Source organism: Aquabacterium sp. CECT 9606 (assembly GCF_918741295.1).
Lineage (GTDB): Bacteria > Pseudomonadota > Gammaproteobacteria > Burkholderiales > Burkholderiaceae_C > Aquabacterium.
Window position 1 is genome coordinate 25,725 of record NZ_CAKKNB010000003.1, and the last position, 16,643, is coordinate 42,367.

Consider the following 16,643-nt stretch of genomic DNA (forward strand, 5'->3'; position numbering starts at 1 on the left):
CTCGCCATCGTGATCGACAGCGTTTGACGAAGGTGGCCAGCAATGATCGGCAAGACGATGCCCGCGTGTGGGCAGAACGAGATGGGGCAGGGCGCAGCAGGGCAGGTGCGCCGCGTGGTCGGCACCGCATGGCGGTGGTTCGGGCCTGCGGCTGTGCTGATGTCCGCGCTGGCATCGTCTCCGGCCTGGTCCGCCTTGATCATCTCGGGCTTGCCCGACACGCCCGACCCGGTCTCGGCCGGCGGCGAGGTGACCTACACGGTGCGCGTGGCTGAATCGGGCGGAGCCCCGGTGAGCAATGCTTCCGTGGCCTTCGACGTGCCGGCCAATGGCCGCTATGCGGGCGCCGATGCCTTGCCTGCGGGCGTGACCTGCAGTGGCATGGCTGCGGGCCAGGCCGGTCCCGGCGTGTTGACCTGCAGCGGCCTGAACCTGGCCGCCAACGAGGTGGCCGAGTTGCCTTTGCGTGTGCGCTCGACCGTGCAGGGCAGCCTGACCGTCAGCGCCACGCCTTTGCCCTCTGGCACACCGCAATCGCAGACCACGACCGTCAACAACGGCGCTGACTTGCGCGTCGGCATCAGCGGCCCCGCCACCGCCCCTGCTGGCAGTGCGCAGGCGTGGTCCTTCACCATCACCAACGACGGTCCGGATGCCTCACCCGCCTCCACGCTGACCTACAACGTGCCGCCCAACCTGGGCATTCCGTCGCTGCCATCAGGCTGCAGCCTGGCGGGCAGCCAGCTCACCTGTGCCGTGGGCTCTCTGGCCGTGGGCGCGAGCCGCACCGTGGTCGTCAATGCTGTCATTGGGGCAGGCAATGGCTCGACCTTGGCCCACACGGTGGACATCACCGCGGGCGGCGGGGTGGGTGATGGCGTGTCGGGCAACAACGTGGCCACGCTCAACACCGTGGTGTCGGCGGGCAGCAGCCTGGCCATGGGCAAGACCAAGTCGGTCGCCGATCCGGTCGAAACAGGCCAAGCCTTCAACTTCCTGCTCAACCCCAGCTACAGCGGTGACTACCCGGCCGGTGTGCAGGTGAGCGATGCCATGCCCGGTAACTTCTGCAAGAGCGGCCCCGCCAGCTTCAACAGCGGCGCGTGGTCCTGCACCGCTTCCAGTGTGTGCCCCGCGGCGGGGCCCACCATCACCTGTACCCGCAGCGGTTCGGGCAGCGCGGGCTACAACCAGGCGCTGGGCGTGATCACCGTGCCGGTGCAGGCCTTGACGGCCGGCGTCGGTGTGAACAACACGGCCAGCGTGAGCGCGCCCGGCGTGGTGAACGCCGATGGCACCGTGGCCACCACGGTGATCGATCCGCGCTCGGACTTGCGCGCCAACAAATCCAAGAGCTGGCCGCAAAGCGCCGTGCCGGTGGGGCAGGCGTTCAACTACACCGTGTCCACCACCAACCTGGGGCCATCGGCCTTCCCGGCCTCCGGCGTGCTCACCTTGACCGACACCGTGCCGGCGGGCCTGCAGGTCAACAGCATCACGCCGCCATTGGGCTTCGTGTGCGTGTCATCGGGCGGCGCGGGCTTTCCGCAGGCAGGCCCCGTCACCATCACCTGCACCAGCAGCGGCGTGGGCTTGGCGCTCAATGCCAGCACCGCCAATGTCGTGATCAATGCGCAGGCCACGGCGGCCGGCAGCACCTTGACCAACAGCATGTGCGTGGGCAGCGCGGGCGGCCCGCCGGACGATGTGCCACCCAACAACTGCGCCTCGGTCGGCATCGACCCCCAACTGGGGCCGGACCAGGCGGACGTGTCCGCGCTCAAGCGCGTGCTGGGCCTGGGCGATGCGCCAGGCAACCGCCAGCAGGCCGGCCAGGCCGTGACATGGGAAGTCGAGATCGTCAATGCCGGCCCCTCCACCGCCACCGACGTGGCCGTGACCGACGTGTTCAACAATGTGTTCAATGCCAGCGGCGCTGACTACAGCGTGAGCACCGTGGTCGGCAACGCAACCTGGGGAGGCTGCGCGCTGTCGCCATCCGGCAGCAATGTGTCACTGAGCGGTTGCACCATCACCTCGCTGCCCGTGTGTACAGCAGGCAGCACCTGCCCCCGTGTGCAGGTGAGCGTGCGCCACTTCGGCAATGGCAGCAGTGGCTCCGATGCCTTCCAGGTGAGCAACACGGCCTTCGCGCTGGCGCAAAACCAGGGCGACCCGAATCTGCTCAACAACAACGCCAACAACAACACGCCGACCCTGGCCTATTTCCAGGCGCGCACGGACGTGGCGGTGAGCAAGGCCGACAACCCGGACCCGGTGCCTGCAGGCCAGTTGCTCACCTACACCATCACCGCGAGCAACGTGGCGGCCACCAGCGCCAGCCGGGCGTTCAACGTGGTCGTGACCGACACCTTGCCGCTGAACGTGGTCTTCCTGTCTGCGGCCCCTTCGGGCGGCGGCAACTGCACCACCGCGCCAGCCGCCGGCAGCGTTACCACGGGTGGCAACCGCACATTGGTGTGCGCCTGGCCTCAAATCGACCGCGGTGCGCAGCAGACCGTCACGGTGCGTGTGCGCCCGCTCGTGGCCACCAGCGTGGCCGGTGGCGGCTCGGGCAGCATCACCAACGATGTGGTCATCGCGACCGACACGCCCGAAGTGGCGGGTGGCGCCCCCAACAACGCGGCCACCCAGCCCACGGCCGTGACCTCGCCCAGCTACGACCTGATCATCAACAAGGTGGACGATGTCGACCCGGTCGATGTGGGTGACGATGTCACCTACACGCTGACCGTCACCAACAACCGGCCGTCCACCGCCGAGAACCTGGTGCTCACGGATACCTTGCCCGCCGGGGCCGGTGCGCCCACGTTCGTCGAGGTGGTGGCGCCGCTGCCCTCCGGCATGGCCTGCAACACCGCTGGCGTGACGCCAGGCATGGCGGGCGGCAACATCGTCTGCACGATCGCTCAACTGGGCGGCAGCGGCTCAGGCTCGACCAGCGAGGCTTCGTCGACCCAGGTGCGCGTGAAACTGCGTGGCCAGGCCAAGGGCTCGTTCAACAACGTGGCCACGGTGGCGTTCGCCAACCCGGCGCTGGATGCGCTGGACCCCCAAGGCAACAACACGGCGTCGGAGCCGACGACCTTCCGCCTGAAGGCGGACGTGCAGGTGGTGACCAAACGCGCGGTGCAAACCGGCACGGCCACGGCCCTCACGCAGGTGCCCTACAACGCGACCTTCGACTGGCTGGTGGACCTGCGCAACAACGGGCCGCTCGCGGCCGAACAGGTCGCGGTGTCCGACAACCTGCCCGCCGGAATGGTGCTGGCGGGCGCACCGGTCTTGAGTGTGACGAGTGGCACCTTCGTGCCTTCGGCACCCATCTGCACTGGTGCGGTGGGCGGCAGCAGCGTGGGCTGCGCCATCGACAGCATGCCGGCCAACGGCACGGCCACCTTGCGCGTGCCCGTGCGCTTCAGCGGCACGCCGGCCGACGGCACCGTGGTGAGCAACACGGCCAGCATCGTGACCACCGGTTCGGGAGACACCAACGGTGGTGCTGATCCCGCCGCGGGCAACAACTTCAACAGCGGCAGCATCACCGTGCAGACGGCGCTGCTGGCCGGTCACGTGTACGTGGATGGCAATGGCAACGGCGTGTTCAACGCCGGCGAGCGCGGCATCGAAGGCGTGTTGCTCACGCTGACGGGCACCGCGCAAGACGGCAGCCCCGTCAGCCGCACCGCTACCACGGATACCGACGGCCGCTACTTCTTCCCAGGCTTGCCGCCTTCCAACGCCACCGGCTACACCATCACTGAAAGCCAACCGGCCACCTATGTTGACGGCCAGGACCACACCGGCCAGGTCAATGGCGCCCCCACGGGCAACGCGGGCAACGATGTCATCACGGGCATCGTCTACGCCAACGGCACGGGCACCAACGGCGATGGCTTCGATTTCGGCGAAGGCGGTGCCAGCGTGGCAGGCCAGGTCTTCAACGATGCCAACACCAATGGCACGCACGAGCCCGGTGACCTGCCCCTGGGCGGCGTGACCATCACGCTCACGGGCACAGACGCCAGCGGCCAGGCCGTGAGCCGCAGCACCCAGACCGGGTCCGATGGCCGCTACCGCTTCAACGACCTGCCGGCGGCCGATGCCAACGGCTACCTGATCACCGAAACGCAACCCGCAGGCTACAACCAGGGCGGCCAGACCCCGGGTTCCATCGGCGGCACCAGCCCCGTGGCCAACCAGCTGCGCGTGCCCTTGACGACCCCAGGCACGCAGGCCACCGGCTACGACTTCTTCGAGCAAACGCAAACGCCTTCGTCCTTGTCTGGCCACATCTGGCGTGACCTCGACCATGACCGGACACGGGCCAGCGGCGAGTCGCTCGTCGGCGGCTGGACAGTCGAGTTGCTCGGGTGCCCCGGCGGCGCAGCCACCTGCACCTTGAGCGAGGTGAGCGTGCTGGCCACGACCACCAGCGCGGCCGATGGCAGCTACCGCTTCGACCAGCTCGTGCCGGGCGACTACCAAGTCCGCTTCCGCTCGACAGCCGGGCAGACGGTGGGTGGCGTCTGGCCCACCGACCCGGTGCAGAACGCACCGAGCGGCCCCAACCCGACCGTGCCTGGCGCGGCCACGCGTGCACTGATCCCCGTGACCGTGGGCGCTGGCGTGAGCATCGTCAACCAGGATCTGCCGCTCGACCCCAGCGGCGTGGTCTACGACAGCCTGACCGCCCAAGCCGTGCCCGGTGCCACGGTGACCCTCTCCGGCCCGGCCGGCTTCGACCCAGCCCAGCACCTGCTGGCGGGCGGCGCCTCCGTCACCACGGGCGCGGACGGCTTCTACCAGTTCTACCTGCTGCCTGGCGCCCCAGCTGGCGCCTACCGCCTGACGGTGACACCACCTGCGGGCTATGGCGTGTCCTTGACCTACCCGGCTGCCACGGGTCCCCTGGACATGCAGACCTGCACGGCGCCTTCGGGCACGGTCGATCCCGTGGCCGGAGATCCCTGCCTGGTGAGCCCCACGCCGCAGCCCACGGCGGGCAACCTGCCGCCGTACTTCATGGACTTCAGCTTCCCGGGCTCAGCCGCGCAGAACGTGGTCAACAACCACATTCCGCTCGATCCCGCAGGCGGCAACAACGCCATCGAACTGCGCAAGACCACGTCCAAGCTGACGGTGCGCAAGGGCGACCTGGTGCCTTACGTGATCACCGCGGTCAACACCCGCGCGCTGGCCTTGTCCAACATCGACGTGGTCGACACGCTGCCGCCCGGCTTCAAGTACGTGCAGGGATCCCTGACCGTGCAGGCGCTGCCTTCGGGCCCTGTGCTTAAGGCCACGCCCACCTTGCAGGGCCGCCTCCTGACCGTGCCGGCCCAGGCCTTCGCGCCCAACCAAACCTTGCGCCTGTCCATGGTGCTGGGCGTGGGCACGGGGGTGGGTGAGGGCGATTACGTCAACGTGGTGCAGGCGCAGCAAGGCCTGGGCGGCGAGCGCCTGTCCAACGTGGCCTCGGCCACCGTGCGTGTGGTGCCTGACGCCTTGTTCGATTGCACCGACGTGATCGGCAAGGTCTACGACGACCGCAACGCCAACGGCTACCAGGACGAGGGCGAGCCCGGCCTGCCCAATGTGCGCGTGGCCACGGTCAACGGCCTGCTGATCAGCACCGACGCACAAGGGCGGTACCACATCGCCTGTGCGATGGTGCCCAAGGAGGGCACGGGCAGCAACTTCGTGCTCAAGCTCGACGAGCGCACCTTGCCCTCGGGCTACCGCGTGACCACGGACAACCCCGCCAGCGAACGCATGACGCGCGGCAAGCTGGTGAAGGTGAACTTCGGCGCGTCGGTGCACCGGGTGGTGCGCCTGGCCCTGCGCGGCGCCGCCTTCCAGCCCGGCCTGACCGCGCTGCAAGCGGGTTTCGACACCCAGCTTGACGAGGCCATGCGCCAGTTGGCCGAGCGGCCGTCGATCCTCCGGTTGGCCTACGAGCGTGCGACCGACGAGGACGCCAACCTGGCCGAACGGCGCGTGGCAGCGCTCAAGGCCGAGGTGCTGCGCCGCTGGCAGGCGCTGGGCCGTGGCCACGAACCGGCGCTGTTCAACCTGGACATCGAGGTGGAGCTCAACACGGCTCCAGTGGCCCCATGAGCGCCTTTGCCCACCACCCACCCTCGCCATCCCCGACACAGCCAAGGCGCCCGAGCATGAGCATGAAGTCCCTCCATCCCACCCGCACCCTGGTTGCCCACGCGGTGGTGCTGGCCTGCCTGTCGGCCGGTGGCGCCCTGGCCCAGGGGCCCTCGCAGACGCCATCAAGGGCGCCCGACACCGAGTGTTCACGCGATGACCGCGGCCGCATGCGCGACCACTGCGCCGAAGACCGGCGGGCCGTCGAGATCACCGGCACGCAACGCCTGCCCGAGTCCGGCGAGCGCGAGCTGCCCAGGCTAACCGTGCTGCTGGGCGACGAGCGCCCCATGCCGGCCGCCCTGGCACCTTCCGCGCCATCAACACAAGCTGCGGCCGAGACGAGCAGCCCGCGCGAGCAAGAAGACCGCCACGTGCCCCGATTCGCATCCGGCGAGGACCTGCTCAAGCCGCAAGACCGTGCACGGCTGGACGCCATCTTGGCGCAAGTGAAAGGACGCCCCGGTCTGCACTTCGAGGTCGTGGGCCACACCGACGTGCAAGGCATCAGCCCCGCCTTGCGCCGTCGCTTCCCCGATAACCAGGCGCTGGGCCTGGCCCGCGCGCGCCAGGTGGCCGACTACCTGGGTGAGCGCCTGGGCCTGGCCGCCTCGGCGTTCAAAGTCCAATCTAAAGGCCCCGATGCACCCCTGGCCACGCCGGCCGAGCAGCCCGCCAACTGGCCTGCCAACCGCCGGGTCGAGGTGCGCGTGTATTGGCGCGACGAAGCTGCCGCCGTGCCCCCAGCGCCGGCCCCAGCCCCTGTGGACCCTGGTGTGTGCGATGCCTTGTCACCCCCGGCCGCCGATGACGGGCAACCCTGGCGCCTGACCGTCGATGGGCGTTTGCCCGCCAGCGCCACGCCATCAAGCCCCGGCGCCGTCGCCGCCACCAGCGCCGACCGCCAACGCTGCACCGATGTGCTGCTCGAACGGCACCAACTGCGCCTGCAGTACGACAGCCTGTCCCAGCCCCGTCGGCTGAACGGCGCGGCCTGGCCCACCACGGTGTCGCCCGGTGAGGCCGTGCGTTTCGCCGCCGACAGCAACTACCGCCTGTTCTTCAAGCACGCCGAGTTGCGCCTGTTCACGGCCAACGAGGCCATGCAGCCGCAACTGCTGGCCGTGCTGCCACTCGACGGCGACTTGCGCGCGCAATGGACCGTGCCCAAGGACATCGCCGAAGGCTCGGCGCGGCCATCGCGCCTCTACTGGCGCATACGCGTCACCGACGCCCAGGGCCGCTTCGACGAAACCTCTGACTTCACGCTGACCCTGGCCGATCCATCGCCGCGCCCCGACGCCTTGCCGCCCCCGGATGTCGAGCAGGAACTGCGCCGCGCGCTGGGCGAATCGCGCCTGTCCATCATCAACATCCCGCTGCAAGGCGGCACGGTCACCGCCAGTGGCCAGGGCATCGCGGCCACGCAGCGCGTGCGGGCCCTGGGCCTGGCCGTGCCGGTGGACGCGCAAGGCCGCTTCGTGGCACAGCAACTGGTGCCGCGCCAAGTGCACACCGGCGAGATCGCCGTGATCGAGCCCGATGGCCGGGCACAGGTCTACCGCCGCGACTTCGAGATCCCGCGCCGCGACGGCTTCTTCGTCGGCCAGGCCGACCTGACCGTGGGCCACAACCAGGTCAGCGGCCCGGCCGCCTTGCTCACCGAAGACAAGAACCGCTACAACGACGACACCTGGACCGAAGGCCGCATCGCCTTCTACGGCAAGGGACAGCTCAACGACCGCTGGACCATCACCGGCAGCCTCGACACGCAAGAACAGCCGCTGGACGACCTGCTGCACCGCCTGGACCGCAAGGACCCGACCTCGCTGCTGCGCCGCGTGGACCCGGTCGATTCGTGGGCCACCTTCGGCGACGACTCCACCGCCATCGAGGACGCGCCGACGCAAGGCAGCCTGTACCTGCGCATCGACGATGGCCGCTCGCACCTGCTGTGGGGCGACTACAAACTCACGCTCGACGGCACCGCGCTGGCCCAAGTCAGCCGCGGGCTGTACGGCCTGCATGGCCGCTATGTGGGCGACGACAGCACCAGCTTCGGCGATGCCCAGCTGCGCCTGGACGTGTTCGCCGCGCAGCCAGGCACACTGGCCGCGCGCGAGGATTTCCGCGGCACCGGCGGCTCGCTCTACTACCTGCGCCACCAGGACATCACACGCGGCGCCGAGAAGGTCTTCGTCGAGGTGCGCGACCGCGACTCCGGCCTCGTGATCTCGCGCCGCCAACTCGTGCCGTCATCCGACTACGAAGTCGATGCCCTGCAGGGCCGCGTGCTGCTCAGCGCGCCGTTGTCCAGCGTGTCCGACAACAGCAGCATCATCCGCACTGGCGGTACTGCCGGTCACCCCGTGTACCTGGTGGTCGACTACGAATACACCCCCGTGGCGGGTGACCTCGAGAGCCTGGCCACGGGCGGCCGCGTGGCCTGGTGGGCCACCGACAACCTGCGCTTGGGCCTGACCAGCTCGCAACAACAACAGACGGGGGGCGACCAGCACCTCACCGGCATCGACGCAACGTTGCGCCGCAGCGAGACCACCTACCTGAAGGTCGAGGCTGCCCGCAGCAGCGGCCCCGGCACGGGTCAGCTCGAATCGCTCGATGGCGGTTTCAATTTCACGAACAACAACCCCTTGCCAGACCAAGGCCAGGTGGATGCCGGCGCGTGGCGCGTCGAAGGGCAGGTCGATCTCAAGGAGACCGGCCTGGCCGACCACGGGCGGCTTGCCGCCTATGCACAGCAGCGTGATGCCGGTTACTCGGCACCGGGCCAGTTGGCCGCGCGCGCATCGCGCCAGGCTGGCGTGAGCGCCACCGCGCCGCTGGGCGAGCGCACCGAGCTGCGCCTGAAGGCCGACCAGCGCAATGAAGACGGCGGCGTGGACACCCAGGCCGCCGAGGCGCAGCTCGCATTCAAGCTCGCGCCCCGCTGGGCACTCACCGTCGGTGCCCGCCACGACGACAAGCAGACCGATGCCCTGATCGTCAACCCGATGGCGCCCGTGCTCAGCAACGTCGAAGGCGACCGCACGGACCTCAGCGCGCAGCTGGATTTCGACAGCCAGGCCAACTGGGGTACCTATGTGTTCCTGCAGGACACCATCCAGCGCAGCGGCACACGCCAGGACAACGACCGCGTGGGCGTGGGCGCCCGCTGGCGCGCCACCGACAAACTGGGCCTGCGTGCCGAACTGTCGGGCGGCGATGGCGGCGCGGCGGGCAAGGCGGGTGTCGACTACCAGTACGACGACCGCTCCAGCGTCTACATGACCTACGCGCTGGACACCGGCCGCACCGACGAGAACAACCTGGGCCGCGGCGGCACCTTGGTATCGGGCCTGAAATCGCGCGTGACCGATGGCCTGAACGTCTACACCGAGCACCGCCAGACGACGGGGCTGCAATCCGGCCTCACCCACGCCTATGGCGTGCAGTACGCGCCCAACACGCGCTGGACCTGGGGCGCCTCGTTCGAGAACGGCCGCATCGAGTCGGAAACTGTGCAAGAGCTTCGGCGCGAGGCCGTGGCCTTCACCGCCGGCTATGCCGACGCCGACGTGCGCTACACCGGCGGGGCCGAATACCGCTGGGACCGCTCGGCCACCGAATCGCGCCGCAGCTGGCTGCTCAAGAACGCCCTGAGCGTGAAGAACGGCAGCGATGGGCGATGGGTGGCCAAGCTCAACGTGGCCGACAGCGACAGCAGCGCTGGCGACTTGTACGCCGCCCGCTACACCGAGGCCATGGCGGGCTATGCCTGGCGCCCGGCGCTCAACGACAAGCTCAACATGCTGTTCAAGGCCACCTGGCTGCACGACCTGTCATCTCCGGGCCAGGTGGTGGCCACCGATGTGACCCAGGTCGCCGTGGTCACCCAGGGCATCGATTACCAGCAGCGCAGCCGCGTCCTGGCGGTGGACGCCACCTATGACTTGACCTCGCGCTGGACGGTGGGCGGCAAGCTGGCCTGGCGTACCGGCGAGCTGCGCGCAGCCCGCGATGACAGCGCACCCTGGTTCAGCAGCACGGCCACACTGGCCGTGGCCCGTGTGGATTGGAAGGTGGTGCGCCAGTGGGATTGGCTGCTGGAACTGCGCACCTTGCAAGCCCGCGAACTGGACGACCGCAAAAGTGGTTTCCTCACCGCGATCTACTACCACGTCAACGAGAACTTCAAGGTGGGTGTCGGCCACAACTTCACCGACTTCTCCGACAACGTGACCGACCTCAGCTACCGCAGCCGCGGCTGGTTCCTCAACATGCTGGGCAAGTTCTGACGAGCCCGGACCTCTTTCTTCCCTTTGATTTTTTAAACAGGAGTAATTCCATGAAAGCATATGGCGCCGAATTCGTCGGCACGTTCTGGTTGGTGCTGGGCGGCTGCGGCAGCGCGGTCCTCGCGGCGGCCTTTCCCGGTGTGGGCATCGGCCTGCTTGGCGTGTCGCTGGCCTTCGGCCTCACGGTGCTGACCATGGCCTATGCCCTGGGGCACATCTCGGGGGCGCACTTGAACCCCGCCGTCAGCGTGGGGCTGTGGGTGGCGGGCCGTTTGCCCACTGCCAAACTGCTGCCTTACATCGCAGCCCAGGTCGCGGGCGGCATTGCCGGTGCTGGCGTGCTGTACCTGGTCGCCTCCGGCAAGGCGGGTTTCGACGTGTCCGCGGGTTTTGCCAGCAATGGCTTCGGCGAGCACTCGCCGGGCGGCTACTCCTTGCTGGCTGCCGCGTTGATCGAAACGGTGCTCACGGCCGGTTTCCTGTTCGTCATCCTGGGCGCGACCTCGACCGCGGCGCCGCAAAACTTCGCGCCACTGGCCATCGGCCTGGCCCTCACGCTCATCCACCTCATCAGCATCCCGGTGACCAACACCTCGGTGAACCCGGCGCGCAGCACGGCCGTGGCGCTGTTCGTGGGCGACTGGGCCATGTCCCAACTGTGGTTGTTCTGGTTGGCCCCCCTGGTCGGAGCGGCGGGCGGGGCCTTTGTTTACCGCGCATTGTCAACCGAGTGAAGGGACTTCGCCGTGCAGTTGCCCGGTGTCGGGTGGCCGGTCTTCTAGCATCGTGGTCACTTCAGCCAGAACTGCCGCCGGTACCTCCAGTTCTGGAGGTTCGGGCGAATTGGCCAAATTGAAAAAGCAACTGGCGGACTTGTATCCCGAGGCCATTTGAGCGCGTGCAGGTCACGCATACCTTCAGGAAACAGAACAGGCTGCCGATAAGCATGCTGAGGCGGGGGCCTCACCCATCTGCTATCCAGGGAGTTTTCATGCGATTTTCCGCCCGACTGACGATTTGCTTCATAGCGCCTGCCACACTGTTCGTGGCGGCCACGACTGTGGGTGTTTGGGGACTCGCACGCACACAAGCCGAGTTTGATCAGTACATGGCCACCGACCAGAAGCTCTCAGATGGGCTGTCTGAGATGTACGCGCAAGGGCTTCAATCTGGTCAAGCCCTTCGCAACACGGTCCTGGACCCCAAGAACGCCCGAGCCTACGACAATCTGAAGGCTGCTCAGGAAGCCTTCCGCAAAGCCTTCAATGAAACTGAGAAGGTGGCCGCCGGCACGCCGTTTGAGAAAGATCTTCCAGTCATTGCCAGCTTGCGCGATGCACAGGAGACGGCGGTGAGCAAGGTATCTGCCTTGGTGGCAAGCGATCCTCAAGCGGCTGTGAAACTTCTGAACGCCGAAGAAACGCCAGCGTGGCGCAAACTTCGCAGCGAACTCATCAAGCAACGTGAAGCTGCGAGGAAGCTGGCTCAGGAGGCCCATGCTGCGGCGCAGAATCGAGGTCGTCAAGCCACCGCCATTGCTGGATTTTTTGCATTCGTGGCGGCTGGCGTGGCAATTGCCTTGGGATGGTTCATGCAACGCAATGTCCATCGTGAACTGGGCGGCGAGCCAGCAGATGCCCGTGATGCGCTGCGCCGGATCGCGGCGGGCGACCTTTCAGTGCCTGTCCCGCCGACGTCCCATGCGGACAGTTTGATGGCCGAACTTGCGCACATGCAGCAAGATCTCCAGAAGTTGGTCGGGCAAATTCGGCAAGCCTCCGACAGTATCCAGGTGGCCAGCGCGGAAGTGGCCACTGGCAATGTGGATCTCAGCAGCCGAACGGAAGAGGCTGCGAGCAGTTTGCAGGAAACGGCGGCCTCCATGGAGCAGCTCACAAGCACGGTGACGCAAAGCGCATCATCCGCAGCGACTGCAACCCGACTCGCTTCGACGGCCAGCGACTTTGCCCAACGAGGCGGGCAGGTGGTGGCCAAGGTGGTATCGACCATGAGTGACATCAATGCCAGCTCGAAGAAGGTGGTCGACATCATTGGCGTCATCGATGGCATCGCGTTTCAGACCAATATTCTTGCGCTCAATGCGGCGGTTGAGGCTGCACGCGCTGGCGAGGAGGGCCGCGGCTTCGCCGTTGTGGCAGGTGAAGTGCGCCAACTGGCACGCCGTTCCGCTGACGCCGCCAAGGAAATCAAAAAGCTGATCGGCGACAGTGTCACCAGTGTGGAAAACGGAGCTCAACTGGTCGAAGACGCAGGCAGAACCATGTCAGAACTCATGATCAGTGTGCAAGGGGTGAGCAGTTTGATCACAGAGATCAGCGCAGCTGCCAACGAACAAAGTCTGGGGATTGGGCAGGTCAACGTCGCGGTGGGGCAATTGGATCAAATGACGCAACAGAACGCGGCCCTGGTTGAGGAGTCGGCCGCTGCGGCCGAGAGCTTGAAGGATCAGGCCAATCGCCTGGGAGAGATGGCTTCGCGATTCAGGCTGGGCGCTGTCGCGACTTAGTTTCGGCCGGGCGTGAACCTCCCGGGTTGGAGGAGCTTCCAACCCGGGCACACAAAACAACTTGATCGATCAGCGCATTCTTTCAAGCTACTGTGGAGGTGCAAGCAGGGCATTGAAATTGACGTTGGGCATCCGTCTGCCGAACAGGAAGCCCTGTTGATAAGTGCAGCCGTGGGCCAGCAAGAATTCTGCTTGAGCTGGAGTTTCCACCCCTTCAGCCACCACACGTCAATTGAAGGCACGGCCCAATGCGATGACGGACATGGCGATCGCACCATCGCGTCCACCGCCAGTTCGACGTCAGACATCAAATCACGACCTCAAGCTTGAACTCCGTTTCGTACTTTTTCATGCAACCCTTTGAAGTTTGTCCAACTCCTGGGCAGTAGCCCGGGGTCATGACAAAGACGTGCACGACACGAGGGTCAGCGCCTCAAGCAAGAGCACTTTGACTTGCCCCCAAGTCCACCTGGGCTTGTTCGCCCGGCTCGGTCTCGAACCGTCAACAATGCCTTTGCTGGCTCATTGACCTGGCGTGCCGGTGATCGCTGCCGGTTCGGCGCGCCGGATCAAACCGAGGCGCTTGCGTCCCCACACCAGCAGGTCATCAACATAGGTAAAAACGACGGGCACGACGAGTAAGCTCAGTGCCGTTGAGGTCAAGAGCCCCCCGATCACGACGATGGCCATGGGCTGGCGGAAGCTGGGCTCCGCACCGAGGCCCAACGCATTGGGCATCATGCCGGCGCCCATCGCGATGGTCGTCATCACGATTGGGCGGGCACGCTTGTGACAAGCATCGACGATCGCGTCATACCGAGACATGCCCAGCTCACGCCGGGCCATGATCGCGTATTCGACCAGCAGGATCGAGTTCTTCGTCACGATGCCCATCAGCATCAGCATGCCGATGACCACGGGCATCGAGAACGATTGATTGGTCAGCCACAGCGAGATCAGCGCGCCACCCATGGCCAAGGGCAAGGCACTGAGGATGGTGGCGGGCTGCAGGAAGTCGTGGAACAGCAGCACCAGCACGGCATAAATGCAAAAGATGCCGATGGCCATCGCGGTGCCGAAGCTCGTGAAGAGTTCGGCCATGCGTTGCAGCTCGCCCTGGTCGACGAAATGCACGCCAGCTGGCAGCGATTTCAGCGCAGGCAAGGCCATGGCTTCGCGCTGCACCTCGCCGAGGGTGCGGCCGTTCAGCTCGACCTTCAGCGTCACGTTGCGAGAGCGATCGATGCGGTCGATCTGCGAAGGGCCACTGCCGATCGAGATGTCTGCCACCGAGGCCAGGCTGACCGTGCCCTTGTTCCCGGCCACGCGCAGTTGCCCCACGGCGGCCAGGTCTTCCCGCACGCTGGGGTCCAGGCGCACGCGGATGGCGATCTGCCGCTGCGGCAGGTTCAGCTTGGGCAGCGAGATGGCGTAGTCGCCGTAGGTGGCCAGCCGCACCGCGGTGGCGAGTGATTCCGATGTCACGCCGAGTGCGGCGGCGCGCGCGCTGTCTGGCCGCACCTGGATCTCGGGCCGCTGCAGGGCGGCGCTGGAGGTGACGTTGCCAATGCCCTTGAGGGTCCGTAGTTGGGGTTCTGCCTGCGTCGCCGCCCGGGACAGGGCATCGGGATCGTCGCTGGCCAGCGTCAGCTCCAGCGATTCACCGCTGCTGCCACCGCCCACCGAAATGCGTGTGCCGGGCAGATCGCGCAGCAAATTGCGCATCTTGGCCTCGACCCCGGATTGCTTGAGTTGGCGGTCACCGCGGTCCAGCAGGTCGACTGTCAGCGTTGCGCTGGTGAGGTCGGTGGACGAGGTGGCACCCATGCCGCTGCCCGTGGAAGCCGTGCCTGCCGAGACGAAGACGCTCTTGACTTCCGGCAGTTGCTTCAGCAGTTCGGCTGCGCGCTGCGCGGTGGCCGAGGTGGTTTCCAGCGTCGAGCCCGGCTGCATCTTGATGGTCACGCTGCTTTGTGCTTTGTCCTGCGCGGGGAGGAAGCCGGTCGGGATGAAGGGCACAACCAGCATCGCCAATACAAAGAAGACCAACGTGCCCAGGAGCGTGGTCTTGCGGCGGCGCTGGCCAGTGCGCACCCAGCCCAGGTAGCGCGTCATGATCGGGCCGTCGGTCGACGCCTCATGGTGTCCGGGCTCTTTGGGATTTTTGGGCTTGAGCAGGTAGGCCGCCATCATCGGCGTCAACAGGCGGGCCACCAGCAACGAAGCCAGCACAGCCACCGAGGCGACGATGCCGAACTGCCGGAAGAACTTGCCGGGAATGCCGCCCATGAAGGCCGTCGGCAGGAACACCGCCACCAGGGTGAAGGTGGTGGCGATCACGGCCATGCCGATCTCGTCGGCCGCCTCCATCGCGGCTTGGTAGGGTGTCTTGCCCATCAGCAGGTGGCGCTCGATGTTCTCGATCTCGACGATTGCATCGTCCACCAGCACGCCCACCACCAGCGACAGCGCCAGCAAGGTGATGGTGTTGAGCGAGTAGTCCAGTAGCCACATGGCCAGGAAGGCCGGCAGGATGGACAAGGGCAGGGCGGCGGCACAGACCAGGGTGGCCCGCCAGTCACGCAGAAACCACCACACGACGATCACGGCCAGCAACGCACCTTCGAGCAGCAGGTCCATTGAGCCTTCGTAGTTGTCCTGGATGGGCGTGACCGTGTTGGTGGCCTCATGGATCTCCATGTCCGGATGGGCCTGGCTGAAGGCCTGAATCGCCTGCCTGACGTCATTGACGACCCCGACGTCCGAGACGCCTTTCGAGCGGGTGATCTGGAACCCGATGACACGCTTGCCATCTCTGAAGGCCAGCGTCGAGCGGTCCGCAAAGTTGTCGGTGATGCGGGCGATCTGGTCGAGCCGCACGGTGCGCCCGTCGGCAAGCGGCAGCGTGATGGCGCCGATCTCGGCCGGGCTGCCGACGGTGGCGATGGTGCGCACCGATTGCCGCATGCCGCCCAACTGGCCCTGGCCGCCCGAGCTTTCCTTTTGCACCGCCTTCAGCTGGGTGGACACATCGGAGGGCGTCACGCCCAAGCCGGCCATCAGTTCCGGTTGCAGGTCCACATGCACTTCGCGGTCCACACCGCCAACGCGGGCAACCTGGGCGACGCCCTTGACGGACAACATGGCCTTGGTGACGTCGTTGTCGACGAACCAGGACAGATCCTGCTCGTCAAGTCGGCCCGATGCGATCGTGTAGGTCAGCAAGGACGACGCGGCCGCGGTGGCCTTGGACACCGTCGGCGAGTTCATGCTCGAGGGCAGCTCCGACTTGGCGCTGTCGACCGCGTTGCGCACCTCGTTGAGCGCTTGCTCGGCGTTCTTGTCGATGTCGAAGCTGACGCTGATGCTCACCGAGCCATCGGTGATGGTCGTGGTGATGTGGTCCAGCTTGGTCAGCGAGGCCAGCTTGTCTTCGATCTTGCGCGCGACCTCTGTTTCCAACTGCGACGGGGCTGCACCTTCAAGCGAGGCGGCGATCTGGATGGTGGGCAGATCCGTGTCCGGGAAATCCTGGATCTGCAGCTTGCCGAAGCCGATCAGACCCATCACGGTCAGCAGGACGAAGAGCAGGACGGACGGGACGGGGTTCCGAATGGACCAGGAGGAGACGTTCAAGG

General features: G+C 66.6%; 6 protein-coding genes. 4 read left to right on the forward strand and 2 right to left on the reverse strand.

Going from position 1 to position 16,643, the window contains the following annotated elements:
• The first annotated feature begins 42 nt into the window (after positions 1–42).
• The 4 genes from LQ232_RS12830 (at position 43) to LQ232_RS12845 (ending at position 13,005) form a co-directional block, all read left to right on the forward strand.
• Positions 43–6,141, forward strand: a complete 6,099-nt coding sequence (locus LQ232_RS12830; RefSeq protein ID WP_230180745.1) for an SdrD B-like domain-containing protein — start codon at positions 43–45, stop codon at positions 6,139–6,141.
• A 56-nt stretch (positions 6,142–6,197) separates the two neighbouring features.
• Positions 6,198–10,478: an OmpA family protein gene (locus LQ232_RS12835; protein ID WP_230180746.1), complete on the forward strand. Its 4,281-nt coding sequence runs from the start codon at positions 6,198–6,200 to the stop codon at positions 10,476–10,478.
• Positions 10,479–10,528: 50 nt separating this feature from the next.
• Entirely contained in the window at positions 10,529–11,212 is a 684-nt protein-coding gene (gene aqpZ, locus LQ232_RS12840; RefSeq protein ID WP_230180747.1) for an aquaporin Z, read from the forward strand.
• A 257-nt stretch (positions 11,213–11,469) separates the two neighbouring features.
• On the forward strand, positions 11,470–13,005 hold the full coding sequence (locus LQ232_RS12845; RefSeq protein WP_230180748.1) for a methyl-accepting chemotaxis protein: 1,536 nt from the start codon (positions 11,470–11,472) through the stop codon (positions 13,003–13,005).
• An 87-nt stretch (positions 13,006–13,092) separates the two neighbouring features.
• Here the strand turns inward: LQ232_RS12845 and LQ232_RS12850 are convergent, their stop codons facing one another.
• Together LQ232_RS12850 and LQ232_RS12855 are read right to left on the reverse strand one after the other, a co-directional pair.
• A complete protein-coding gene (locus LQ232_RS12850; protein ID WP_371820229.1) occupies positions 13,093–13,230 on the reverse strand; it encodes an EAL domain-containing protein in 138 nt (45 codons plus the stop codon).
• Positions 13,231–13,527: 297 nt separating this feature from the next.
• Positions 13,528–16,641, reverse strand: a complete 3,114-nt coding sequence (locus LQ232_RS12855) for an efflux RND transporter permease subunit (protein ID WP_230180749.1) — start codon at positions 16,639–16,641, stop codon at positions 13,528–13,530.
• Between the last annotated feature and the right edge of the window lie 2 nt (positions 16,642–16,643).

What these genes read in the sequence shown, in the direction of transcription:
- LQ232_RS12830 (WP_230180745.1), top strand. Translation starts at nt 43, where the DNA reads ATGATCGGCAAGACGATGCCCGCGTGTGGGCAGAACGAGATGGGGCAG.
- LQ232_RS12835 (WP_230180746.1), top strand. Translation starts at nt 6,198, where the DNA reads ATGAGCATGAAGTCCCTCCATCCCACCCGCACCCTGGTTGCCCACGCG.
- aqpZ (WP_230180747.1), top strand. Translation starts at nt 10,529, where the DNA reads ATGAAAGCATATGGCGCCGAATTCGTCGGCACGTTCTGGTTGGTGCTG.
- LQ232_RS12845 (WP_230180748.1), top strand. Translation starts at nt 11,470, where the DNA reads ATGCGATTTTCCGCCCGACTGACGATTTGCTTCATAGCGCCTGCCACA.